We start from the raw sequence: 23,484 nt of genomic DNA, 5'->3' as shown, positions 1-23,484 counted from the left end.
CGAACGCGGCCCTCTTGCCATCTAAATCCGAACTAGGCGGAAATTAGAAGGAGTGTTTTACGCCGACGTTGAAGGCTTTGTCGCCGGTACCGACTTCGCTGTTGTTACCAACAGTGTAGGTCGCGCCGTTTTTGTTCTTGATCTTAGCGTAAGCAACGTAGGTGCTGGTGCGCTTCGACAGAGCGTGCGAGTAGCCGACTGCCCACTGGTCAGCATCTTGGTTCGACACCAGTTTGTCGTTTTTGCGGATGAACGAAGCCATCAGGGTGCCAGCGGCGCCGACTGGCGCGGTTGCGCCAACCAGGATTTCGTTCGAATCGATTTGTTTCGGCGAACCGAACTGGCCCTTGTCGCGGCCGTAGGCGAAGAATGCCTTGGCGACTTTGAAATCGTAGTTCACGGCCAGCAGGGTGTTGTGGCCCATGCCGGTGTTGACGGCTGGCACGGTGGTGTCGTTGTTGCGGCTGTTGTAAGCGGCGCGGGCGGTCAGAGGACCGTTAGCGTAGCCAACCGACAGACCCATTTGACGCGATGCCGAGTTGTCGCCCGACTGTTCGCCCAGAGCGTAGGAAGCTTCGCCGCTGAAACCGTTCAGCGACGGGGTTGCGTACACAACAGCGTTGCTGGTGCGGGTGTTGTTGCCAGCGACTGGGAACAGGTTTTTAGCCGAACCAGCCAGGCCAGCTGCGAACGGGTCAGCAACTTGCGACAGGGTGTTGTAGTAAGGGGTGTACTGACGACCCAGGGTCAGCGAACCGGCGGTTGCCGATTTCAGACCAACGTAGGATTGACGGTTGGCGATCGAACCAGCAACGTCGGATTCGCCGGTGTCAGCTTTGATGCCCGATTCCAGAACGAACACTGCATTCAGACCGCCGCCCAGATCTTCGGTGCCCTTGAAACCCAGACGCGAAGCCGAACCTACACCGCTCGTCACTTTGGTGACGGAGCCGGCTTTGCCGCCGCGCTCGGAAACGATACCGGCATCAACGATGCCGTAGATCGTGACGTTCGATTGTGCGAAAGCAACATTGCTCATGGCGCCCAGGATGGCGATGGAGATGATAGATTTTTTCATTACGTGTTTCCTTCAGTTGTGTTGCTGGTAAAAAGGTAAAGCTAGTGTTACGGCTAAATTCGGTGCTTATCGACGCCGAGACGGAGGGCGCCGTTTATGCGTGAGGGCAACTCCCCAGCTGCCACTGTGCTGTCCTGGTTGCCGGACGCGTTCACTTTAAGTTGCGGCCGATTTAATCGATGCCGGCTTCATCGCGGTGCCTGAGGCACCGGAGTGCGGCACTATACTCACCGTTGGACATTCGATCAAGTCAAGCTGGGCCGTAAAGAACGCCGCGAGGCGTTTTCCGGCACGTTTTGACATTTCGCAAATGACAAAGAGTAATATTTTACCGCATCGCAATATTTCCTGCCGACGCCACCAACGAGCCCATCAACTAGCCTTCATAAATCCGCACAAGTGGTCCAATTCCGGCGGCCTTTTTGGGGTCGCTTTGGTGTGATTGCAAACAAACAGCACCGGTGCAGGACAGAGTGAAAATAGACATCTTGCTATCTTCGCCGCTATTTTATACCGAAGCGTATCGCGCTTTGCACGCGGAAGTTGCTATTGTGCTCATGCCACCCGCACATTGTTTGGCAGCTTACGCCGCAAAAAGCGGCAAAAACTTAACATTGTTCATAGTGCGACTGGTTTATTAGTGAATTAAGATGGCCCCGTTCCGGCCGTGCTGCGTCGCAGCACAAAATTTGTAAGAATTTGCTACTTGTTGCGCACAAACCACAAATTACCCATTGACAAGCACGAACGCGCGGAAATAACGGCGTTTCCGTCCGCGCTTCTGTCCATTCGTGTTCTTTTTTGTCCGCCTCAGGCCCGTTTGCCGGCCGCCCGGCGCAGCACCAAGGCGCCGCCGGAGGCCTTGGCCGGCGCGCCGGCCACCAGGCTCAGGGCGGCGCCGCCACGGCCGCCGCCGGCCAGCTGGAACACGCTGACCAGCTCGGCCAGCGCGCCGGCCTGCTCCTGCATGCTCTGCGAGGCCGCCGTGGCCTCCTCGACCAGCGCGGCGTTCTGCTGGGTGACGGCGTCCATCTCGGCGATGGCGCGGTTGACCTGCTCGATGCCGGCGCTCTGCTCCTGGCCGGCGGCGGTGATCTCGCCCATGATGTCGGTGACGCGGCGCACGCTGACCACCACCTGCTGCATGGTGGCGCCGGCCTGCTCGACCAGCCGGCTGCCGGCCTCGACCTGCTCGACCGAGTCGCCGATCAGGGTCTTGATCTCCTTGGCCGCCGCCGCCGAGCGGTGCGCCAGGCTGCGCACCTCGGTGGCGACGACGGCGAAGCCGCGGCCCTGCTCGCCGGCGCGGGCCGCCTCCACCGCCGCGTTGAGCGCCAGGATGTTCGTCTGGAAGGCGATGCCGTCGATGACGCCGATGATGTCGCCGATCTTGCGCGCCGAGGCGTTGATCGCGCCCATCGTGTCGACCACCTGCGACACCACCATGCCGCCCTGCTGGGCCACGGCCGAGGCGCTCAGCGCCATCTGGTTGGCCTGGCGGGCGCCGTCGGAGTTCTGTTTGACGGTCGAGGTCAGCTCCTCCATCGAGGCGGCGGTCTGCTCGAGCGAGCTGGCCTGCTGCTCGGTGCGGGCCGACAGGTCGAGGTTGCCCGAGGCGATCTGGTCGGAGCCGGTGGCGATGGTGTCGGTGGCGGCGCGCACCTGGCCGACGATGTCGGCCAGGCTGTCGCGCATGCTGCGCATGGCGAACAGCAGGCTGTCGCGGTCGCCGGGACGGGTGCGCACCTCGACGCCGAGATCGCCGGCGGCGATGCGGCCGGCGATCTCCACCGCGTAGTCCGGCTCGCCGCCGAGGCGGCGCACCAGCCAGCGGGTGATCAGGCCGGCGCCCAGCGCGCCGAGCGCGGCGCTGCCGGCCAGCAGGCCGACGATCCATTGGCGCGCCGAGGCGTACAGGCTGGCGCCCTCGGCGGCGGCGGCGCTGCCGCCGTCGCCGTACAGCTTGACCAGCTTGTCGATCTGGCCGCGCAGGGCGACGATCAATTTGTTCGACTCGCCGCGGATCAAGGCCTTGGCGGCGGCGTCGTCGCCGGCGCGCACGGCGGCGCGGATCTTGCCGTCCTCGGCCATGTAGCGCTGCCACTGCGCCAGGAAGCCGTCGTACAGCGCCTGCTCCTCGGGCGAGGCGATCAGCTTGACGTAGTCGGCCTGCATCTTGCCCAGGTCGACCAGGTCGGCGGCGATGACCTTGTCGTACTTGTCCATCTCGGCCGGGTCGCTCGAGATGATGTACTGGAACTCGCGGGTGCGCACCCGCGCCACCTGCGACTTCATGTCCTGCACCACGCGCATGCTGGGCATCCAGCGCTGCGACAGCGCGGCGGCGCTGGCGTTGACCTGGGCCAGTTTGACGATGGCGAACACGCCGACGGCCAGGGTCAGCGCCAGCACGGCGGCGAAGGCCAGGCCGAGCTTGGTGGCGAGCTTGAGCTTAACGAGTGATTTCATGTTTTTTCCTTGAGTTGGGACGTCTGCGAACCGTGTTGTCACAGTCACCACAAGCGCTGTAATTTCCACATGGAAATATTCTACCGCATCGCAGCAACATGCGCCGCCCGCCGCCCGCGCGCGCCGCCGCAGCCGCCGCGCGCCACCGCCGCGCCGCCGTCCGGACCGCCGCCCCATAGCGCAATCGCGGCGCCATGCGGGCTGCGGGCGGGTGCCCGACGGCCCCGCCACGCCGCCGCGAATTGCATGTTTTAGCAATCTATCCACAAAAAATACGTAGTTTCCGTAACGATTGAATAGTTATAAGCGCATATGGCAAAACTATGTATTTGACCCAGTTTTGCGCAAAAAACAAGTACGTATACGTACTTTATATAGACAAAATATTCATTTATGAATAGTAAACGACAAGAAATGGCGATGTTGCAGTGCAGCATGACGGCTTGCCAACGGCGCCGCCGTGGCTCATATTCCGCAAGTCATTGCCATGTGGCAATTTTCCAACGGAGGCCGTCCATGCTTGCCATCACCGAACAATCCGCCGCCGTCAGCGTCGCCCGCCGCAGCGCCGACTGGGGCCGCGACCTCGCCCACATCGTCGCCATCGTCGGCAACCATTTCAGCGACTTCAACGGCAACGGCTTCTACCCGCACCCGGACGAGCAGGCGCTGCAGGCCGAGCTGCTCGGCGTGCCCGGCCTGGCCCGGCTGGCCGAGGCGATCGCCGCCCGCCCGGCGCGGGCGCTGGCCATCACCGGCCTGGGCCTGGGCCAACTCGACGAGCGCGAGCGCAACGCCGTGCTGTACGCCATCGCCCTCAGCGGCGGCTTCCCCACCTCGACCGACCAGCGCACCGGCCGCGTCGCCTGGGACGTGCGGGCCCGCCCGGCCGGCCAGGCGCAAGCCGAGTTCGTCACCTTCTCGGAGCGGGTCGGCGGCGCCGACATGCACACCGACTCCTCGTTCTACCCGATGCCCGAGGAGCAGTTCCTGCTGTACGTGGTGGCGGCGGCGCGCTGCCAGGGCGGCGAGTCGCTGCTGCTCGACGTCGACGACATCGAGCGCGAGCTGCGCCGCAGCGCCGCCGGCCGCGCCGCCTGCGCGCTGCTCGAAGAGACGCCGCTGCCGTTCCGCGTGCCCTCGGTCTATGCCGCGCGGGAGCAAGGTGTCGAGTATCATCTGGCCTCGGTGTTCGAACGGCCGGCGCAGCTGCGCGGCGCCCTGGCGATGCGCTGGCGCTACGACGCCCTGCTCAAGGGGCTGGCGGCGCGGCCCGACCTGGACGGGCCGGCGCTGCGCGCGGCGCTGGCGCTGGTCAACGAGGTGGTCGAGACGCGCGCGCCGCTTTTGCCGCCGCCTGCCCGACGACACCCTGTTGTGGACCGACAACCACCGCGCCCTGCACGGCCGCGCCAGGTACAGCGACCCCGCGCGCCACCTGATCCGCATCCGTATTTCCAACACGCCCAACGCGCGCCGCATCGGCCCGTCGGGCATTTCGGCTGACTGAGCATGCTCGCCTCCATCGTTCCCGTCTTCCTCGTCATCCTGCTGGGCGTGGCGATCCGCCACTTCCGCTGGCTGCCCCAGGACTTCTTCCCCTCGGTCGAGAAGTTCTCCTACAACATCGCCTTCCCGGCGCTGCTGTTCGGCGGCGCGGCCAAGCTCAGCTTCCGCTCCGGCCAGGTCGGCGAGCTGGCGCTGGCGACGCTGCTGCCGACCGCCGTGGTGGTGGCGCTGACCCTGCTGGCCCTGCTGGCGGCGCGCACCCTGCCCGACGCGGCGCGCTCGTCCGTGGTGCAGGGCGCGATGCGGCCCAACACCTATTTCGGCATCGCCGTCTCGACCCTGTTCTTCGAGCCGGAGGCGGCCGCGCTGGTGATGCTGGCGCTGGCGCTGTGCCTGCCGGTGGTCAACATCGTCTCCATCATCGCGCTGTCGTGGTGGAGCGGCAGCAAGACCGACTATGCCAAGGTCGGCCGCACGCTGGCCGGCAACCCGATCATCCTGTCGACGCTGGGCGGCGTGCTGTTCAGCCTGGCCGGGCTGACACTGCCGGCGCCGCTGGCCAACACCCTCGACATCCTCGGCCGCGCCGCCCTGTGCCTGGGCCTGCTGTGCGTCGGCGGCGGCCTGGTGTTCTCGCTGCAGGGCCTGCGCCCGCAGGTGCTGGGCTGGACCGCCGCCCTCAAGCTGCTGGCGCTGCCGCTGGTGGCGGCCAAGGTCTGCCTGCTGTTCGCCGTCGCCACCCCGGTGGCGCTGGCGGCCTGCTTCTACTGCGCGCTGCCGACCGCGCCCAACGCCTACATCATGGCGCGCCAGCTGGGCGGCGACGCCCGCCTGATGGCCTCGATGATCACGCTGCAGACGCTGCTGGCCGCCTTCACCGTGCCGTTCAGCCGCAACTTCCTGGCCTGGCTGGCCTGAGCCGGCGCCCCCGGTTCAGCGTCGGGCGGCGCGCTTGAGCAGGCGCATCAGGCCACCCAGCAGCGGGATCTTCTCGTACAGCTCCTCGGCGGCGTCCCAGTAGTCGCGGTGCAGGCTGACGCGCGACTCGGCGTCGAAGCGCAGATGGCTGGCGCCGCGCACGGTGTGCTCGCGCTGCGGCCAGCGCTTGAAGCGGAAGCGCATCTCCCAGGTCAGGAAGGCCTGCTCGCCCTGCACCATCCGGCTGACCACGATGAAGCGCGGCGTCTCCAACTGCACGTACATGTGCTCGAAGATGGCGATGATGGCGGCGTGGCCGCGCGTCTCGTTGAACGGGTCCTTGAAGACGGCGCCGGCGGCGTACAAGGTACGCACCTCGAACACCGTCTGCGGCGTCAGCGTCTCGTAGAACAGCGCCAGGCGCTCGAGCGCGGCGGCGTGGCGTGCGGCCGGGTCGTCGTGCCGCGGCGTCGGCAGGTTTGTGCTCATAGTCGGGTCACCTTTCTCAACAGCCAAAAATACAGCCGGTAGGGCAGCAGGCGCGCCAGCCGCAGGCTGTTGCTGAAGCGGCGCGGGAAGTGGATGTGGAACTGGCCGCGCTCGATGCCGCGCAGCAGCGCGCGGGCCGCCGCGTCGGGCTGCATCAGCGCCGGCATGGCGAAGTCGTTGGCGGCGGTCAGCGGCGTGTCGACGAAGCCGGGGTTGATCTGGTACACCGCGATACCCTTCGGCCGCAGGTCGAAGTAGAGCGACTCGCTCAGGTTGATCAAGGCCGCCTTGGTCGGGCCGTAGACCAGCGCCTTGGGCAGGCCGCCGTAGCCGGCCACCGAGGCGACGATGCCGAGCCCGCCGCCGCCCTGGCGCAGCAGCAGGGGCAACACCAGGTCGAGGCAGTTGTAGACGCCGCGCAGGTTCAGGTCGATCAGGGCGTTGGCGGCGGCCAGGTCGAAGCTGTCGGCGCGCATCTCGTTGTAGCCGCCGGCCACCAGCAGCACCAGGTCGAGGCGCGGCCAGGCGGTGAGCAGCAACTCGCGCGCGCCACGCACGCTGGCGTGGTCGGTGACGTCGAGCGGGGCGAGCAGCGCCAACGGCGCGCCGGCGGCCACCTGCTCGAGCGCGTCGCGGCGCCGCGCCGACAGGGCGACGTGGGCGCCGCGCTCGAGCAGCAGGCGCGCGGTGGCCGCGCCGATGCCGCTGGAGGCGCCGATGATCCAGACGTGGCGGCCGCGCCAGTCGTCGAGCGGCGGGTTCATGGCGCGCCGCGGCGGCGGAAGGCCACCGTCAGGCTGCCCAGGCCGAAGCCGAACTTGCTCATGCCGGCGCGGTTGAGCATCACCTGGTCGTCGATCAAATACATCCAGTCGTCGAAGTCGACGTGGTAGACGGTGCCGTCGACCGGCAGCGCCAGCACGTAGCGCAGCCGCATGGCGTTGCCGGCCACCGTCACGGCGGCCTGGCCGACCACGTCGGGCGCCGTGCCGACATACTCGCCGGGGCCGGTCCTGCGCAGCGTCCAGACGCGCTGCTGGCTGCTGCCGTCGGCGTAGCGGAACTGCTCGTCGAGGGTGCCGACGCCGTTCTCCCAGCGGCAGCGCATCAGCACCGTGAAGCGCTTTTGCACCGTGCCGGCGCGGTCCTGGTACATGCCGTGGACGTCGAGCGTGCCGTTGAAGTAGCGCTCGATGTCGAGCGCCGGCAACTGTGCGGCGTAGTGGCCGGGCGGCACCGGCGCCGAGCAGCCGCCCAGCAGCAGGGCGCAGGCGGCGCCGGCCAGCAGCGCGCTGGCGGTGGCGGTGTTGAGCAATCTCATGGTGGACTCCTGTCTGGTGGGGGGGGCATGGGGCGGATCGAAGTGGCGCTTCAACAGTCGCGCAGCGGGGCGCGCCACAGCAGCGCGGCGGCCAGCAGCTTGAGCGCGCAGGGCAGCAGCGCGTAGGCGAACGAGAGGGCCGCCGTGCCCTGCGCCGCGCCGGGCACGTAGCCGAGCCAGGCCAGCAGCGGCAGGGCGACGCCGGCGGCCAGCGCCAGGTTCATTTGCACGCCCCAGTGCCACAGGCCGAAGTAGGCGCCCTCGCCTGCGCCGCTGTGGCCGGCACGGGCGATAACGCCGGCCAGCAGCGCCGGCGGCAGCGCCAGGTCGGCCCCCAGCGCCAGTCCGGAGACGGCGCAAATGGCGCCGAAGGCGGCGCTGTCGCCGGCCCCCAGGCGCCAGGCCCAGACGAACACCAGCGCCGCCAGCAGCATGCCGGCGACCCAGGCGCGCGCCTCGCCGACGCGCCGCGCCAGCGCCGCCCACGGCGCCAGCGAGGCCGCCGCGCACAAGAAGTACAGCAGCAGGTACCAGCCGGCCGTGGCGCCCAGGCCGAGCACGTCGTCGGCGAAGAACAGGAACAGCGTGGCCGGGATCGCCGCCGCCACGCCGTTGACCATGGCGACGATGAACAGGGCGCGGAAGCGGCGGCCGCGCAGGGGCGCCAGCAGGGGCGCCGGGCGCCGGCCCGACCACGGCCCGGCGCCGGCCATGCCGGCGGCGGCGCGCGGCGGCCGCGGCGCCTTCAGCAGCAGGCAGCCGGCGCCGCCCAGCAGCGCGGCGGCGAAGGCCAGCGACAGCGCCGTGTAGCCGTAGGCTGCGCCCAGGCCGGCCGCCAGCATCACGCCGAGCAGGCCGCAGCCCTCGCGCGCGGCCGTCAGGCGGGCGCGCGGGCCGGGCGCCTGGCTCAGCGCCGCGCCCCAGCTCTGGTGGGCGATGGTGGCCAGGCTGAAGCCGAGGTAGGCCAGCGCCAGCGCCGCCAGGAACCAGGCCATGGCGGCGGCGCCGCCCAGCGGCGGCGGATGGAACAGGGCGACAAAGCCGAGCAGCAGCGGCGCCAACGCCAGGCGCACGTGGCCGGCGTAGTCGCCGCCGCGCGCCATCCAGCGGCCCAGGGCCGGGTCGACGCAGGCCGCCGCCAGCCGCGCCAGCAGCAGCGCGGCGCCGATGGCGGCCAGGCCGAGGCCGCTGCGCTCGGCGTAGAACTGCGGCACGTAGACGTAGATCGGCAGCGCCACCATCGCCAGCGGCAGGCCGAAGGCGCCGTAGCACAGCAGCGCGGCCGGCCTCATGGCGCCGGCGCGGCGTCGCGCAGCAGGGACTCGCGCAAGCCTCGCGCGCTGCTGGCCGGGTCGAGCCAGATGGCGTAGAAGGCCTTGGCGAAGGCCGGCTCGGCCAGCGTCGCCAGCGCCCGGCCGTCGAGGTAGAAGCGGGTGCCGGCGGCGGGCAGGAACACGCCGCTCAGCTGGCTGCCCGCCTGCACGTCCGGGAAGATCGCCTTCATCTCGCGCAGCCAGCGGGCGCGCTGCGGCGCGCTGCCGGCGCCGAGCCGTTCCATCTGCTCGACGCTGGCCTCGGCGATCCGGGCGCCGGCCAGCGCGCGGGCGTAGCGCAGCTCCAGCACGAAGGGCGCCGCCTCGGGCGCGTCGGCGCGGTAGCCCTGCTCGCCGACCCACAGGCGGGCCGTGTAGATGGGCAGGCCGAACCAGCTGTAGCCGCCCGCGCCGGCCAGCCGCGGCCGCGCCAGCTCGCGCGCCACGTGGGCCGGCGCCACGGCGCCCTGCGCCGCCGCCGGCAGCGGCTGCGCCAGCGCGGCGGCGGCCAGCAGCGCGGCCAAGGCCGCCGCGCGCGGCCGGGCCAGGCGCGGGCTCACGGCTTGAGCAGCGTGAACTGCACCACGTCGGTGCTGCCGGCGCGGAAGGCCGCCTCGCAGTAGGCCAGGTAGAACTCCCAGGTCAGCATGAAGCGCTGGTCGAAGCCTTGCGCCTCGATCGCCTCGTGCTGGCGCTTGAAGGCCTCGCGCCACAACAGCAGCGTGGCGGCGTAGTCCGGGCCGAAGCGGAACTCGTCGACCACCTGCAGGCCGTGGCGCGCCGCCTGGGCGCGGAAGGCCGACGGCGACGGCAGCATGCCGCCGGGGAAGATGTACTGCTGGATGAAGTCGCTGCCCTTGCGGTAGCGCTCGAACAGGGCGTCGTCGATGACGATGGTCTGGATGCAGGCGCGCCCGCCCGGCTTCAGGTTGCGCGCCAGGCAGGCGAAATAGTCCGGCCAGTAGCGCTCGCCGACCGCCTCGAACATCTCGATCGAGGCGATGGCGTCGTAGCGGCCGTCGCTGTCGCGGTAGTCGCACAGGCGCAGGTCGGCGGCGTGGGCCAGGCCGGCCGCCTCCAGCCGCGCGCGGGCGTAGGCCAGCTGCTCGGCCGACAGGGTCAGGCCGGTGACGTGGACCCGCGCCTCGCGCGCGGCGGTCTCGGCGAAGCCGCCCCAGCCGCAGCCGATCTCCAGCACGCTGGCGCCCTTCGCCAGCGCCAGTTGCGCGACGACGCGGCGGTATTTGGCCAGCTGCGCCTGTTCCAGGTCGCCGTCGTTACCGGCGACGAAGAGCGCGCTCGAATAGCTCATGCCGCGGTCCAGCCACAGCCGATAGAAGTCGTTGCCGATGTCGTAGTGGGCGTGGATGTTCTTGCGGCTGCCGGCGCGCGAATTGCGGTGCAGCAGATGCTTGAGGCGGTACAGCAGGCTGCCCCACCAGCTGCCGTAGACCGCCGCCTCGATTTGCGCGCGGTTGCGGACCAACAGTTCGATCAGGCCGGGCAGGTTGTCGCTGCGCCAGTCGCCGGCGATGAAGCTCTCGGCGAAGCCGATGTCGCCGGCGCGCAGCGCGGCGCCGCAGGGCGCCCAGTTGCGCAGCTCCAGCGCGACCGGGAAGGAGGCGTCGCCGTAGCGCCGACAGACGCCGTCCGGCGTGGTCAACAGCAGCGCGCCGTGGCGCAGGCCGCCCAACATCGTCAGGATCAGGCGGGCGGCGGGCGGCACGCCGCCGGCTTGCTCGGCCGGCGCCGGCGGGGCGGCGGCGGGCCGGCGCGGGTGTACTGCGGCGGCCGGGGTCGGCAGGGATTCAGTGCTCATCGGGATACCTTGTCGGCGGGCGGAACGGGTTTGGAATGGAAGGGCACACGGCGCAGCCACAGGCGCAGCGCCTGCCAGTGGATGCGCAGCACGACGGCGAAACTCATCAAGGGGTAGCGCAGGAAGGCGCGCGCCACGGCGCGCCCGTCGAGCGGCACGGCGCGGCCGGACAGGCTGGTTTGCAGCAGCAGGGCGCCGTGCGCGTCGTGGTGGTCGATGCGCGCCAGGCTGTGCTCGCCCGCCGCGCCGGCCGGCGCGCCCTGGAAGAAACGGAAGCGGTAGCCGCCCTCGACGGCGCAGAACGGCGAGACGTGGAACACCTTGCGCGCGCCCAGCTCGGCGCCGTTGGGGATGGCCGCGCCGGTGTCGAGCAGATAGTAGTGGCGTTCGCCGAAGGTGTTGCGCACGTCGCACAAGACGGCGCGCAGGGCGCCGTCGCGGCGGTGGCAGAACCAGAACGAGACCGGGTTGAAGACGTAGCCGAGCACGCGCGGCATGGTCTGCAGCCAGATCTCGCCGTCGGCGTCGGCCACGCCCTCGGCGGCCAGCAGCGCGCCGATCCAGGCCAGCAGCTCGCCGCCGCCGTCGCCGTGGTCGCGGTCGTGGAAGGACAGCAGGTTGAAGCGGTTGTGGCCGAACAGGCGGCCGCCGCCGAGGCCGCCTTGCCGCGCCAGCGCGCGCAGCGGCAGGCGCAGGTAGTAGGCGCCGTAGTGGAAGGCGTGGCGGCGCGGCAGCAGGCGCTGGTGGCGCAGCTGGCCGAAGCACAGCAGGGCGCCGCTGGCGGCCGGCGCGGCGGGAACGGCGGCGGCGTCGTGGCCGGCGCGGGCGGCCGGCGGCGCGCCCGCCTCAGGCGGCATGGCGCAACTGGGCCGACTGGATCAGCGCGGTGGCCACGCGCAGCCCGGACTTCAGGCCGTCCTCGTGGAAGCCGTAGCCGGTCCAGGCGCCGGCGAACCAGGTGTGGCCGCGCCCCTGCAGCGCCGCCAAGCCGCCCTGGGCGGCGATGGCGGCGGCGTCGAACACCGGGTGGGCGTAGTCGTACTCGCCCAGCACCAGCGCCGGGTCGGGCGGCTCGATCGGATTGAGCGAGACCAGCAGCGGCCGCGCGAACGGCAGCGGCTGCAACAGGTTGAGCAGGTAGTGCACGCAGACCCGGCCGTCGGTGCCGCCGCTGCCCTGGTAGTTCCAGGCCGACCAGGCCTTGCGCTCGGCCGGCAGGCAGCTGGTGTCGGTGTGCAGCACGGCGCGGTTGGACTGGTAGCGCACGGCGCCGAGCACGGCGCGCTCGTCGTCGCTGAAGTCGGCCAGCAGCGCCAGCGCCTGGTCGCTGTGGCAGGCCAGCACCACCTCGTCGTACTGCTCGACGCCGGCGCCGCTGTGCAGGGTGACGGCGCGCCCGCCGTTGTGCTGGCGCGCCACCATGTGCACCGGACAGGCCAGGCGGCGCTGCGGTATGCCGGCCAGCAGCTTGTCGACGTACTGGCGCGCGCCGCCGGCCACGCTGCGCCACTGCGGCCGGCCGCTCACCTGCAGCAGGCCGTGGTTGTGGCAGAAGCGCACGAAAGTGGCGAGCGGGAAGGCCAGCATCTGCTGCGCCGGGCAGGACCAGATGCAGGCCGCCATCGGCAACAGATACCAGTGGCGGAACTGGGCGCTGTAGCCGTGCCGGTCGAGCCAGGCGCCGAGCGAGCAGTCCGGCGCCGGCGGCCTGGCGACGGCGATGGCGCTGGCGGCGCGGTTGAAGCGCAGGATGTCGCGCAGCATGCGCAGGAAGGCCGGGTCGACCAGGTTGCGGCGCTGGCTGAACACCTGGTCGAGGTTGCCGCCGGCCCATTCCAGCGTGCGCCCGGCCAGCGGCAGCTTGACCGAGAAGCCCATCTCGCTGGCGGCCGTGGCCACGCCGAGCTGCTCGAACAGCGCCACCAGGGTCGGGTAGGTGCGCTGGTTGAACACCAGGAAGCCGGTGTCGACGCCATGGCGCACGCCGTCGAGCTCGACGTCGACGGTGTGGCTATGGCCGCCGAAATAGTCGCCCGCCTCGAACAAGACCACCTCGTTGCCGGCTTGGACCAGGCGATGCGCGCAGGCAAGACCGGAAATCCCCGATCCAACAACAGCAATTTTCATTATTTTCCACCGGCGGTTAGGTTTTTTGTCCTGGACAAAACGGATACAATACCGATAATCAGTTAATTGGTTCCGGATGTCAACAGCGTGTCGTGGACAATTTCCGCTACCGGCGGGCAATCGCGGGACAGGCCCGCCGCGGCGTCCCGCTGCGCCGCGGCAAACGAATGTAGAATGCAGTTCGCGTCGGCGAAATCCCGGTTTCCCCGACCTCCCATGCACCCAAACAATGTGCCAAGTCGCGCGTCCGCCGTCCAGGCCGCAGCCGCCCCAGCCCCATGAAAACCAATCTCCTCAGCATGCCGGTAGCCAGCACCATCAGCGATGTCGAGCGCGACACCGGCGTGGCCAAGGAGACCCTGCGCGTCTGGGAGCGCCGCTACGACTTCCCGCAGCCGCTGCGCGACCCCAACGGCGAGCGGATCTATCCGGTCGAGCAGGTGCACAAGCTGCGCCTGGTCAAGCGCCTGATCGACCTGGGCTTCCGTCCCGGCAAGGTGATCCAGTTCAGCGCCGCCGAGCTGCAGACCATGGCCGAGCGCGCCGCCGGCGGCAAGCCCGGCCAGGCCGCCCCCCACCCCGAGCTGCAGGCCTGCCTGGCGCTGTGCAAAAGCCACCAGATCGAGGCGCTGCGGCGCAAGCTGTCGCAGGCGCTGCTGGTGATGGGGCTGACCAGCTTCGTCACCGACCTGGTGGCGCCGCTGACGGCGCTGATCGGCGAGGCCTGGGCCTGCGGCCAGCTGGCCGTGTTCGAGGAGCACCTGTATACCGAGTCGCTCAAGGTGGTGATGCGCGGCGCGATCTTCTCCGTGCCGCAACCCAACGCCAACGCGCCCGGCGCGCCGCGCATCCTGCTCACCACCCTGCCGCAGGAGCGCCACGGCCTGGGCCTGCTGATGGCCGAGGCCATGTTCGTCGTCGAGGGCGCCTACTGCATCTCGCTGGGGGTGCAGACGCCGCTGCTCGACATCGTCGAGGCGGTGCGCGCCCAGCGCATCGACATCGTCGCGCTGTCGTTCTCGGCGGCAATGAATCCGCGCCAGGCGCTCGACGGCCTGGCCGAGCTGCACGCCCGCCTCGACGGCCGCGCCGAGCTGTGGGCCGGCGGCGCCTGCGCCGCGCTGCAACGGCGCCAGCCGCCCTTCGTGCGCGTGTTCGGCCTGGCCGACATCGCCGCCGCCGTGGCCGGCTGGCGCCTGCGCCGGCCGGGCCGCGACGGGCAGCCGGGCTGAACGCGGGCGGGCGGCGCCCGGCGCCGGCCAAAGTTGTCATTCCGGTAGCGCCGCCGCGCTCTGGTAAAATACCGCCATTTCCCCGTGTCCGGCGCTGCCGGACATCAGCTTGAAGCGCCCCCAAACCACACATCCATGTTCAGTTTCTTCAAGAAAAAAACCGCCACTCCGGACGCCGCGCCCGCCGCGCCCGCCACCCCAGCGGAGCAGCCCGCCCCGCGCGACGCCGCCGCCGCGCCGCTGGCCATCGAGGAGCCGGCCGCCAAGCAATCCTGGATCAGCCGCCTCAAGGCCGGCCTGTCGAAGACCTCGGCCAACCTGTCGGTGCTGTTCGTCGGCGCCAAGATCGACGACGACCTGTACGAGGAGCTGGAGGCGGCGCTGCTGATGTCCGACGCCGGCATCGACGCCACCCAGTACCTGCTCGACGCGCTCAAGAAGCGGGTCAAGGAGGACAAGCTGCTCGACGCCGCCGCCGTCAAGGCGGCCCTGAAGACGCTGCTGATCGAGCTGCTGACGCCGCTGCAACGGCCGTTCGAGCTGGGCCGCCACCAGCCGATGGTGATGATGATCTCCGGCGTCAACGGCGCCGGCAAGACCACCACCATCGGCAAGCTGGCCAAGCACATGCAGGCCAACGGCCAGTCGGTGCTGCTGGCCGCCGGCGACACCTTCCGCGCCGCCGCCCGCGAGCAGCTGATGGTCTGGGGCCAGCGCAACAACGTCACCGTCATCTCGCAGGAGTCGGGCGACCCGGCCGCCGTCTCCTTCGACGCGGTGCAGTCGGCCAAGGCGCGCGGCATCAACGTCGTGATGATCGACACGGCCGGCCGCCTGCCGACCCAGTTGCACCTGATGGAGGAGCTGAAAAAGGTCAAGCGGGTCATCGGCAAGGGCCTCGAGGGCGCGCCGCACGAGACGCTGCTGGTGATCGACGGCAACACCGGACAGAACGCGCTGACCCAGGTCAAGGCCTTCGACGACGCGCTGCAACTGACCGGCCTGGTCATCACCAAGCTCGACGGCACCGCCAAGGGCGGCGTGCTGGCCGCCATCGCCCGCGTCCGCCCGGTGCCGGTCTACTTCATCGGCATCGGCGAGAAGATCGAGGACCTGCAACCGTTCAACGCGGTCGACTTCGTCGACGCCCTGCTCGGATAAGCGCCCGATGATCGAGTTCCAGAACGTCTCGAAAGCCTATTCCCCCGACGCGATGGCCCTGCGCGACGTCTCCCTGACGGTGGCCAAGGGCGAGCTGGTGTTCCTGGCCGGGCCGTCCGGCGCCGGCAAGTCGACCCTGCTGAAGATGATCGCGGCGATGGAACGGCCCAGCGCAGGCAAGGTCATCGTCAACGGCCAGGACATCGGCCTGATCAAGCGCGCCGGCCTGCCCTTCCTGCGCCGCAACCTCGGCCTGATCTTCCAGCAGCAACGCCTGCTGACCGACCGCAGCATTTTGGCCAACGTCATGCTGCCGCTGCTGGTCACCGGCGCCCCGCGCGCCCAGGCCGAGCAGCGCGCCCGCGCCGCCCTCGACAAGGTCGGCCTGCTCGAGCGCGCCCAGGCGGCCCCGCTGGCCCTGTCCGGCGGCGAGCAGCAGCGCGTCGCCATCGCCCGCGCCATCGTCAACCGGCCGCAGATCATCCTGGCCGACGAGCCCACCGCCAACCTCGACCGCGCCAGCGCCAACCAGGTGCTCGACGCCCTCAAGGCCTTCCACTCGGTCGGCGTGACCTGCCTGATCTCCAGCCACGACGAGCAGATGCTCGACGCCGCCGCGCGGGTGATCCATTTGAACCACGGCCAGCTGGTCGTAGGAGCGACGGCATGAACAACTGGTTGCGCCAACACGGCTTCGCGCTGGCCTCGGCGCTGGTGCATGTGCGCCGCGCCCCCGGCAGCTTCCTCTTCAACATCGTCGTCGTCGCCATCGCGCTGGCCCTGCCCTTCGCCGGCGTGACCCTGCTCGACAATGTGCGGCCGATGTCCGAGCAGATGTCGGTCGATCCCGAGATCAGCCTGTTCATGCAACAGGACGCGCCGCGCGAGCAGGCCGAGGCGCTGGCCGTCTCGCTGCGCCAGATCGTCAAGGACCAACAGGCCAAAATCGTCTTCACGCCGCGCGAGAAGGCGCTCGACAGCCTGAAGACCAAGAGCGGCCTGTCCGACGTGCTGGCCACCCTGGGCGAGAACCCGCTGCCCGACAGCTACGTGCTGAAACTCGACGCCTTCCGCAACGCCCAGGCCGGCGGCGACGTCGAGGCGCTGGCCGAACAGATGCGCGCCCTGCCCGGCGTCGACACGGTGCAGGTCGACTCGGCCTGGGTCAAGCGCCTGGCCGCCCTGCTCGGCGTGCTGCGCCTGGCCCTGCTGCTGCTGGCCGCCACGCTGGGCATGGTGGTGGTGGCGGTGGTGTTCAACACCATCCGCCTGCAGGTGCTGACGCAGCGCGAGGAGATCTCCGTCTCCAAGCTGATCGGCGCCACCGACACCTTCATCCACCGCCCCTTCTATTACACCGGCGCCCTGCTCGGCCTGTGCGCCGGCGCCGTGGCGCTGGGCGCGGTGGCGCTGGCGCTGCGCCCGCTCAACACGGCCATCGCCGAGTTCGCCCGCCTGTACGCCTCCGAGTTCCAGCTGGTGCCGCTGGCGCCGCTGCCGATGGCCGGCCTGCTGGCCCTGTCGGCCGGCCTGGGCCTGGTCGGCGCCGTGCTGTCGGTGCAGCGCCACCTGGCGCGGCTGAACTGAGCCCGCGTTGAACCTGACGGCGGAGCGCCCCGTGCTCCGCCGCTCCCCTCCCTGTGCGCGTCCGCGCACAGACGGTGCTCTGCCGCCACGATAAAGTTAAGCGATCTTAAGGCGCTCCTAAGCTGCGAAGCACAAGCTATGCCTGTCTTGATCTAGCTCAAGGATTTGTGCGAAAGAACGGCATATGCTCGGCAGACACGCTCCTTCGGTAAAGACCATAGACTATTCCGTCCCCATAGTATTTTTACTATCAAGCCGATTATTTGAGGCGATTGGCACTCAACACAGGAGAGTGCTAATATATGGAAAATTGCGCCACAGGACATTCTTTTAAAGCAACACATGCGGTGCCCGACCGGGGCCGGATGTAAGGCCGGAAACACCTGTGTCGCCTGCAAGATGCTCCAGGTAACAAACCGTAACAGTCCGTGTCCACCCGCATGCCGCGTGGCACATTGAGACTAAGAAACATTATCGAGCGAGGAAAGAATATGACTATGATGTCCGCACCGACCGCCTTGGTTCCAGCAACCAACCGCGCCCTGGGACTCGGCTTCACCGGCAACCTGGGCAACCTGGACGCCTATATTTCGGCCGTCAACCGCCTGCCGATGCTCTCGCACGACGAAGAAATCTCGCTGGCCCGCCGCCTGCAGGAAAAGAACGACCTGGCCGCCGCGCAAGAACTGGTGCTGTCGCACCTGCGCCTGGTGGTGTCGATCGCCCGTGGCTACCTGGGCTACGGCCTGCCGCACGCCGACCTGATCCAGGAAGGCAACATCGGCCTGATGAAGGCGGTCAAGCGCTTCGACCCGGACCAGGGCGTGCGCCTGGTGTCCTACGCGATGCATTGGATCAAGGCCGAGATGCACGAGTACATCTTGAAGAACTGGCGTCTGGTCAAGGTGGCCACCACCAAGGCCCAGCGCAAGCTGTTCTTCAACCTGCGCAGCCACAAGACCGGCCTGGACGCGATGACGCCGCCGCAGATCGACGCGCTGGCCAAGCTGCTCGACGTCAAGCGCGAGGAAGTGATCGAGATGGAAACCCGTCTGAGCGGCCGCGACATCGCCCTCGAATCGTCGACCGACGACGACGACGACAAGTTCGCCCCGATCGCCTACCTGTCGTCGGACCAGAACGAGCCGACCAAGGTGTTGGAGGCCGAGCAGGTCACCCGTCTGCAGTCCGAGGGACTGGAGACGGCGCTGGGCAAGCTCGATCCGCGCTCGCGCCGCATCGTCGAGGCCCGCTGGCTGGCCAACGACGACGGCTCCGGCGCCACCCTGCACACGCTGGCCGCCGAGTTCGGCGTGTCGGCCGAGCGCATCCGCCAGATCGAATCGGCCGCGCTGAAGAAAATGAAGGGCGCGCTGGCCGCCTACATCTAAGCGACCGCCGTTCCGTCATATGCCGCCCCGCTCGCGCCGGGCGGCATTTTTTTGTTCCGCGCGGCGGGCAGGCCCGGTGCAGCGTGCCACGGTCAACGTGCCAGGGTCAGACCCTTGGGTCTGACCCTTTTTTGAGGTCCCCTGTCCTGGCCAGGCGGCGCCGGCGGCACTTGTTATTTCCGCCCGGAAGCGTACCATCGGAAAGAACCGTCAGTCGGATACGCGCCATGCAAAACGTGACCTACCACTTCAATTTTGCCGACGGCCGCAGCGCCGCGCTCGGCAACACCGGGCGCCCGGCGGCCGACGCCGCGGCGCTGCCGGACTGGACCCGGCTCGACTTCCACCAATGCCCGAACTGTCCGCTGACGCCGGCGAGCACACCGCACTGTCCGATGGCGGTCGAGCTGGTCGAGCTGGTGCAGACCGTCGGCGCGCTGGCGTCCTATGAGGAGGTCGAGGTGCGCGTCGAAACGGCCGAGCGCAGCGTCGCCAAGCGCACCACGGTGCAGCGCGCGGCCGGCGCGTTGATGGGACTGCTGGCGGCCGGCAGCGACTGTCCGCATGTCGCCTTCCTCAAGCCGATGGCGCACTTCCACCTGCCCTTCGCGACGGCGGAGGAGAATCTGTACCGGGTGGTGTCGAGCTATCTGCTGGCGCAATACCTGCGGCAGCAGGCCGGCTTGACAGCGGACTGGGCGCTGGCCGGACTCAAACGGAACGGCCAGGCGATGCAAAGCGTGAACATGGCGATGGCGGAACGGATACGCGCGGCGGCGCAGAAGGACGGCGCGATCAACGCGCTGGTGCTGCTCGACCTGCTGGCCAAGGCGCTGCCCTATTCGATCGACGAGCAGCTGGAGGAGATCAAGATATTGTTCGCCGCCCAGTTGGACGACGCGGCGGCGGCGCCTTAGTGTAGCGTTGCCACACCAGCGCCGCCGCGCAAGCCGGCGCGACATGCCGCCGGCATGGCTATCAGGCGGCGGCCAGGCCCTTGGCCAGCAGCTCGCCGACCAGTTGGTTCAGCTCGGTGTCGCTGTCCTTGGCGCGCGCGTGCAACTGCGCCACCAGGGCGTCGTTGAGTTTGACGGCGAAGGGCACCAGACCCAGCGCCTGGTCGCGTTTGCGCTGTTCGCGCTTGTCGACCACCTCGGCCACCTTGCCGAAACCGGTCGCTCCCGGGGCAGCCATCTTGCCCATCAGTTTTTTGGCGTCACTCTTCGCCATGCCGGTTTTTTTCATTGTCGTTGTCCTGGTTAATTCAAAGCAGACATTCTACGCAAGTTCGGCCGCCCCATCGGGATTGTTTGTGCGCCGCGAGAATTGCAAATTTGCTATGCTGGATGCGCAATCCACCCCTCCCCCTACGAAAGGAAGCGCATGAACAGCAGCATCCTGCGTCAGCTGGTCGCCCTGCCCGCGCTGCTGGCCGGCCTGGCCGCGCTGTACGCCTGTGGCAACGCCGCCAGCCAGGGCGGCGCACCGGCCGCCCAGGCGGCCGCGCGCGCCAGCGCCGTCTACGTGCTCGGCCCGGGCCAGAGCGTCGCCGTGGCGCCCGGCACCACGCTGCGGCTGGACCGTGTCAACGACAGCCGCTGCCGCAAGGGCGCCGTCTGCGTCTGGGCCGGCTACATCAGCTACAGCCTGACGCTGGGCGGCGCCGGCGGCGAGCGCAGCTTCGTGCTGGCCGAGGACATGCCCGGCGGCGCCAAGACGCAGAGCCTGAACGGCGTCGGCGTCACCCTGATGGGCGTCGAGCCGGCCGAACCGGCTGCGCTGCGCGCGCCGCCGCCCGACTACCGGGTCAGCCTGCAGGTCGACCTGGCGGCGCCGGCCAGGTAGGCGCCGGCCAATGCCGCGCCGGCATCAAGCGTGGCGCGCGCGGCCGTCCTGCGGCGCTTGGGCGCGCTCGTGCAAGCCGTAGTCGCGCGCCACCTCGGCCACCCGCAGGCGATAGTCGCGGAACACCACGGCGCGGCCCTGCTCCTGCGCCGCGCCGTGCGCCTCCAGCTGGCGCCAGCGCGCCACCGCCGCCTCGTCGCGGAAGAAGGACAGCGACAGCAGCTTCTCCGGTTCGCTCAGACTCTGGAAACGCTCGATCGAGATGAAGCCGTCGACCTGCGCCAGCAAGGGCCGCAACGCGGCCGCCAGATCCAGGTACTGCTGCTTGTGCTCGGCCTGCGGCCAGACTTCGAAAATAACCGCGATCATGCTGCCTGCTGCGGGTTGGAGAAAAGCGGGATGCGGCCGTTGTGCGACGGCCGGTAGCGCCACGCCAGCCGCGCCGGCAGCGGCAGCTCGGCCGCCGCCTGCAGCGCGCCGGCGGCGACGGCGCAGGCCAGGGCGTGGCCGGGGCAGGCGTGGGCGCCATGGCCGAAGCCGAAGACGGCGCCGGCGCCGGCCGGGTCGTGGTTGGCGGCGGCCAGCAGCACCAGCACCGTCTGGCCGGCCAGCAGCGGCGTGCCGGCCACCACGCAGTCGCGCGCGACGAAGCGCCGCGTGTTCTGCACCGGCGGGTCGTCGCGGCTGACCGCCGCCACCAGCGCGGCGGCCCATTGCGGACCGTCGTCGCGTGCCGGCGCGCCGCCCGCTACGCTCGCGCCGGCCGCATCGGTCTGGCGCTGGCGCGCGATCAGGGCGTTGCCGAGCAAGCCGGCGGTGGCCTCGTAGGTTTGCGACAGCAGCCCGACCAGATTGGCCAGCAGGCCGTCGGCTTGGTCCCAGCCGACCGTCTCGGCCTCGGCCAACACCTGCGCCAGCAGCGTCTCCGGCCGGGCCGAGGCGTGCCGCAGCAGAACCCTAAAGCTGGCCAGCAGCGCGGTCGCCGCCTGGTGGGCGCGCGCCAGCTGCCCGGCGTCGCTGAGCGGCGACAGGCAGGCGACGAACTCGCCCATCCAGGCCGCCACGGCCGGCAGCTCGGCGTCGGCAAAGCCGATCAAACTGGCCACCACCGACACCGGCAGCGCCGCCATCCAGTCGGCCAGATCACCACCGCCGCCGCACTCACGGTCGCGCCACAACGCTAGTCCCAGCAGGTGCGCACGGCGCCGCGCCGCCTGCGTATCCACGCCGGCCAGCGCGCGCTGCAGCGCCAGTTTGGGCTGGCTATGGCGCGCGCCCTCGTTCATGCGCACCAGCTCGGCGAAAACGCGGCCGGCCGGCGCGCCGGCGATGGCCGCCGGCACCGGTTCGCCGAGCGGACGCACCAGGCAATCGGCGTGCTCCAGCACGGCGCGCGCGCTGGCCGCGCCGGCCGCCAGCCACAGGTTCAGGCGCGGCTCGAACAGCAAGCCGGGCCGGGCGGCCAGCGTGGCGTAGTAGGGATAGGGGTCGGCGTGGACGACGGCGGCGATGGGATCGCTAGGCTGCATGGAATTTCCGTTGCGGGTGGTGGGAAGTGGCAGTATGCTGGGCCCCCGCCACCCACACTTCGCCCGCGACCACATCATGGATGCACACAACGCCGACAACCATCTGGCCCGCATCGCCGGCGCCATCGCCGAGCCGGCGCGGGCGCGCATGCTGTGCTGCCTGCTCGACGGCCACGCCCGCACCAGCACCGAGCTGTCGGTGGTCGGCGAGGTCAGCCCGTCGACCGCCAGCGCCCACCTGGCGCGCCTGCGCGACGAGCGCCTGATCGACATGGTCGCCCAGGGCAAGCACCGCTACTACACGCTGGCCAGCGCCGACGTCGGCGCCGCCCTCGAGGCGCTGCTGGTGGTGGCCGGCCTGCCGCGCCCGGCCTTCCAGCCCAACACGCCGGACCGGCTGCGCCACGCCCGCACCTGCTACGACCACATGGCCGGCACGGTGGCGGTGGCGCTGCACGACCAGATCGCCGCCCAGGGTTGGCTGGCCGGCACGGCCGCCAGCGAGGCCGGCACCGGCGGCGGCGGTGGCGATGTCGGCATCGGTGGCGCTGCCGAATATGCGCTGAGCGCGGCCGGCGAGGCCGGCTTCGCCCGCGCCGGCATCGACCTGGCGGCGCTGCGCAAGCTGCGCCGCCGCTTCGCCTGTCCCTGCCTGGACTGGAGCGAGCGCCGGCCGCACATCGGCGGCGCGCTCGGCGCGGCGTTGCTGCAACTGGCGCTGCGCCGTGGCTGGGTCGAGCGCGAGCTGGACAGCCGCGCCCTGGCGGTGGCGGCCAAGGGCCAGCGCCAACTGCTGGCCGCCTTCGCGCCGGCGGACTAGGCACGCCGACGGACCGGGCAGGCCGGCGCGGCGGCAAGACAACGGCGCGCGCGGCTGGCGGCGCCGGCTAAGCCGCGCTTAAGTTTCCGATATGATGATGGCAACGCTGCACCACACCACCAAGGAGATATGAGATGACAAACTGGGCGCGCGCCAACAAGGGCTTTCTGCTGTTCCTGATGCTGTTCGGCATCTTCCGCACCGCCGTGGCGGACTGGAACCCGATCCCCTCGGCCTCGATGCACCCCAACCTGCTCGAGGGCGACGTGGTCTTCGTCAACCGCCTGGCCTACAACGTCAAGGTGCCGCTGACCGACATCGTGCTGGGCAAGACCGGCGAGCCGCAGCGCGGCGACATCGTCACCTTCTCCTCGCCGCAGGGCGGCACCCGGTTGATCAAGCGCATCATCGCCCTGCCCGGCGACCGCGTCGAAATGCGCGACGAGCACCTGATCATCAACGGCCAGCCGGCCGACTACGCCATGCTCGGCAGCGGCAGCGAGACCATTGCCAGCGCCGGCAAGCTGGCCAGCGTGCAGCTGCGCGAGAGCATCGGCGCCGGCCAGCACCGCATCCAGCTGCTGCCCGAGGTGCGCGCCAAGCGCGACTTCGCCGCGATCACCATCCCGCCCGAGCAGTTCATGATGTTGGGCGACAACCGCGACAACAGCCAGGACTCGCGCTATATCGGCCTGGTGCCGCGCGCCCTGCTGATCGGCCGCGCCGAGCGCATCCTGGCCTCGGCCGACATCGAGGGCAACTGGCTGCCGCGCACCGAGCGCTTCGGCATGAGCCTGTACGGCCAGCACTAGGCCAGCGGCAAGGCCGGCGACGGCCGGCGCTTGCGCCGGAACAAGCCGCCGGCCGCGTTCCAGC

The 23,484-nt window shown here is 69.7% G+C and carries 24 protein-coding genes; 11 read left to right on the top strand and 13 right to left on the bottom strand.

Annotated features, from left to right (window positions below; all coding sequences use genetic code 11):
• Positions 1–43: 43 nt before the first annotated feature.
• Together BM252_RS13755 and BM252_RS13750 are read right to left on the bottom strand one after the other, a co-directional pair.
• Positions 44–1,078: a porin gene (locus BM252_RS13755; RefSeq protein ID WP_093388239.1), complete on the bottom strand. Its 1,035-nt coding sequence runs from the start codon at positions 1,076–1,078 to the stop codon at positions 44–46.
• A gap of 810 nt (positions 1,079–1,888) precedes the next feature.
• Positions 1,889–3,547 (bottom strand): methyl-accepting chemotaxis protein, encoded by a 1,659-nt coding sequence (locus BM252_RS13750; RefSeq protein WP_093388238.1) that lies wholly within the window; start codon positions 3,545–3,547, stop codon positions 1,889–1,891.
• 516 nt (positions 3,548–4,063) lie between these two features.
• Between BM252_RS13750 and BM252_RS13745 the strand changes: the two genes are divergently transcribed.
• Both BM252_RS13745 and BM252_RS13740 read left to right on the top strand, forming a co-directional pair.
• Entirely contained in the window at positions 4,064–5,053 is a 990-nt protein-coding gene (locus BM252_RS13745; RefSeq protein ID WP_093388237.1) for a TauD/TfdA family dioxygenase, read from the top strand.
• 6 nt (positions 5,054–5,059) lie between these two features.
• The gene (locus BM252_RS13740) at positions 5,060–5,974 is read left to right on the top strand and encodes an AEC family transporter (RefSeq protein ID WP_093388236.1); all 915 of its coding nucleotides are present in this window, start codon (positions 5,060–5,062) and stop codon (positions 5,972–5,974) included.
• Between the two features lie 15 nt (positions 5,975–5,989).
• Here BM252_RS13740 and BM252_RS13735 read toward each other — a convergent pair whose 3' ends face one another.
• From BM252_RS13735 to BM252_RS13700, 8 genes are read right to left on the bottom strand one after another with little or no spacing between them, the layout of a single operon-like run.
• Entirely contained in the window at positions 5,990–6,463 is a 474-nt protein-coding gene (locus BM252_RS13735; RefSeq protein ID WP_093388235.1) for a nuclear transport factor 2 family protein, read from the bottom strand.
• A complete protein-coding gene (locus tag BM252_RS13730; protein ID WP_093388234.1) occupies positions 6,460–7,227 on the bottom strand; it encodes an SDR family NAD(P)-dependent oxidoreductase in 768 nt (255 codons plus the stop codon). The genes BM252_RS13735 and BM252_RS13730 overlap by 4 nt, the downstream gene beginning before the upstream one ends.
• Positions 7,224–7,784 carry a DUF3833 domain-containing protein gene (locus BM252_RS13725; protein WP_093388233.1) on the bottom strand — a complete coding sequence of 187 codons (561 nt, stop codon included), beginning with the start codon at positions 7,782–7,784 and terminating at the stop codon, positions 7,224–7,226. Before BM252_RS13725 ends, BM252_RS13730 begins: the two co-directional genes overlap by 4 nt.
• Before the next feature lie 50 nt (positions 7,785–7,834).
• Positions 7,835–9,076 carry an MFS transporter gene (locus tag BM252_RS13720; RefSeq protein WP_093388232.1) on the bottom strand — a complete coding sequence of 414 codons (1,242 nt, stop codon included), beginning with the start codon at positions 9,074–9,076 and terminating at the stop codon, positions 7,835–7,837.
• Positions 9,073–9,657, bottom strand: coding sequence for a chalcone isomerase family protein (locus tag BM252_RS13715; RefSeq protein ID WP_093388231.1), 585 nt, complete (start codon positions 9,655–9,657; stop codon positions 9,073–9,075). Before BM252_RS13715 ends, BM252_RS13720 begins: the two co-directional genes overlap by 4 nt.
• Positions 9,654–10,916: an SAM-dependent methyltransferase gene (locus BM252_RS13710; RefSeq protein WP_093388230.1), complete on the bottom strand. Its 1,263-nt coding sequence runs from the start codon at positions 10,914–10,916 to the stop codon at positions 9,654–9,656. The genes BM252_RS13715 and BM252_RS13710 overlap by 4 nt, the downstream gene beginning before the upstream one ends.
• Positions 10,913–11,773, bottom strand: a complete 861-nt coding sequence (locus tag BM252_RS13705) for a DUF1365 domain-containing protein (protein WP_093388228.1) — start codon at positions 11,771–11,773, stop codon at positions 10,913–10,915. Before BM252_RS13705 ends, BM252_RS13710 begins: the two co-directional genes overlap by 4 nt.
• Positions 11,763–13,043 (bottom strand): NAD(P)/FAD-dependent oxidoreductase, encoded by a 1,281-nt coding sequence (locus BM252_RS13700; protein ID WP_093388227.1) that lies wholly within the window; start codon positions 13,041–13,043, stop codon positions 11,763–11,765. The genes BM252_RS13705 and BM252_RS13700 overlap by 11 nt, the downstream gene beginning before the upstream one ends.
• A 278-nt stretch (positions 13,044–13,321) precedes the next feature.
• Here BM252_RS13700 and BM252_RS13695 point away from each other — a divergent pair, with 278 nt between their 5' ends.
• The 6 genes from BM252_RS13695 to BM252_RS13670 all read left to right on the top strand — a co-directional run bounded on the left by BM252_RS13695 (position 13,322) and on the right by BM252_RS13670 (position 19,331).
• Positions 13,322–14,275 (top strand): MerR family transcriptional regulator, encoded by a 954-nt coding sequence (locus tag BM252_RS13695; protein ID WP_093388225.1) that lies wholly within the window; start codon positions 13,322–13,324, stop codon positions 14,273–14,275.
• 135 nt (positions 14,276–14,410) lie between these two features.
• Positions 14,411–15,436, top strand: coding sequence for a signal recognition particle-docking protein FtsY (ftsY, locus tag BM252_RS13690; protein ID WP_093388224.1), 1,026 nt, complete (start codon positions 14,411–14,413; stop codon positions 15,434–15,436).
• A gap of 7 nt (positions 15,437–15,443) precedes the next feature.
• Positions 15,444–16,106, top strand: a complete 663-nt coding sequence (locus BM252_RS13685) for a cell division ATP-binding protein FtsE (protein WP_093388222.1) — start codon at positions 15,444–15,446, stop codon at positions 16,104–16,106.
• The gene (gene ftsX / locus BM252_RS13680; RefSeq protein ID WP_093388221.1) at positions 16,103–17,023 is read left to right on the top strand and encodes a permease-like cell division protein FtsX; all 921 of its coding nucleotides are present in this window, start codon (positions 16,103–16,105) and stop codon (positions 17,021–17,023) included. Before BM252_RS13685 ends, ftsX begins: the two co-directional genes overlap by 4 nt.
• Before the next feature lie 491 nt (positions 17,024–17,514).
• The gene (rpoH, locus tag BM252_RS13675) at positions 17,515–18,414 is read left to right on the top strand and encodes an RNA polymerase sigma factor RpoH (RefSeq protein ID WP_174900522.1); all 900 of its coding nucleotides are present in this window, start codon (positions 17,515–17,517) and stop codon (positions 18,412–18,414) included.
• A gap of 227 nt (positions 18,415–18,641) precedes the next feature.
• Entirely contained in the window at positions 18,642–19,331 is a 690-nt protein-coding gene (locus tag BM252_RS13670) for a DUF6901 family protein (protein ID WP_093388218.1), read from the top strand.
• A gap of 61 nt (positions 19,332–19,392) precedes the next feature.
• On the opposite strand, the gene BM252_RS13665 is transcribed toward BM252_RS13670, so the two are convergent.
• Positions 19,393–19,659, bottom strand: coding sequence for a hypothetical protein (locus BM252_RS13665; RefSeq protein ID WP_093388216.1), 267 nt, complete (start codon positions 19,657–19,659; stop codon positions 19,393–19,395).
• A gap of 138 nt (positions 19,660–19,797) precedes the next feature.
• On the opposite strand from BM252_RS13665, the gene BM252_RS13660 reads away from it, so the two are divergent.
• Complete coding sequence (locus BM252_RS13660) at positions 19,798–20,259, top strand: hypothetical protein (RefSeq protein WP_093388215.1); 462 nt, start codon at positions 19,798–19,800, stop codon at positions 20,257–20,259.
• Between the two features lie 24 nt (positions 20,260–20,283).
• Here the strand turns inward: BM252_RS13660 and BM252_RS13655 are convergent, their stop codons facing one another.
• Together BM252_RS13655 and BM252_RS13650 are read right to left on the bottom strand one after the other, a co-directional pair.
• A complete protein-coding gene (locus tag BM252_RS13655) occupies positions 20,284–20,628 on the bottom strand; it encodes an antibiotic biosynthesis monooxygenase family protein (protein ID WP_093388213.1) in 345 nt (114 codons plus the stop codon).
• Entirely contained in the window at positions 20,625–21,788 is a 1,164-nt protein-coding gene (locus BM252_RS13650; protein ID WP_093388212.1) for a cytochrome P450 family protein, read from the bottom strand. The genes BM252_RS13655 and BM252_RS13650 overlap by 4 nt, the downstream gene beginning before the upstream one ends.
• Positions 21,789–21,864: 76 nt before the next feature.
• Between BM252_RS13650 and BM252_RS13645 the strand changes: the two genes are divergently transcribed.
• The gene (locus tag BM252_RS13645; protein WP_093388319.1) at positions 21,865–22,608 is read left to right on the top strand and encodes an ArsR/SmtB family transcription factor; all 744 of its coding nucleotides are present in this window, start codon (positions 21,865–21,867) and stop codon (positions 22,606–22,608) included.
• 134 nt (positions 22,609–22,742) lie between these two features.
• Positions 22,743–23,420: a signal peptidase I gene (gene lepB / locus BM252_RS13640; RefSeq protein WP_093388210.1), complete on the top strand. Its 678-nt coding sequence runs from the start codon at positions 22,743–22,745 to the stop codon at positions 23,418–23,420.
• Positions 23,421–23,484: the final 64 nt, after the last annotated feature.

Origin of the sequence: Rugamonas rubra (assembly GCF_900114705.1) — a bacterium.
Classification (GTDB): domain Bacteria; phylum Pseudomonadota; class Gammaproteobacteria; order Burkholderiales; family Burkholderiaceae_D; genus Rugamonas; species Rugamonas rubra.
Note: the sequence above shows the minus strand (reverse complement) of the source record. Positions and strands in the feature narration are given on the sequence as shown.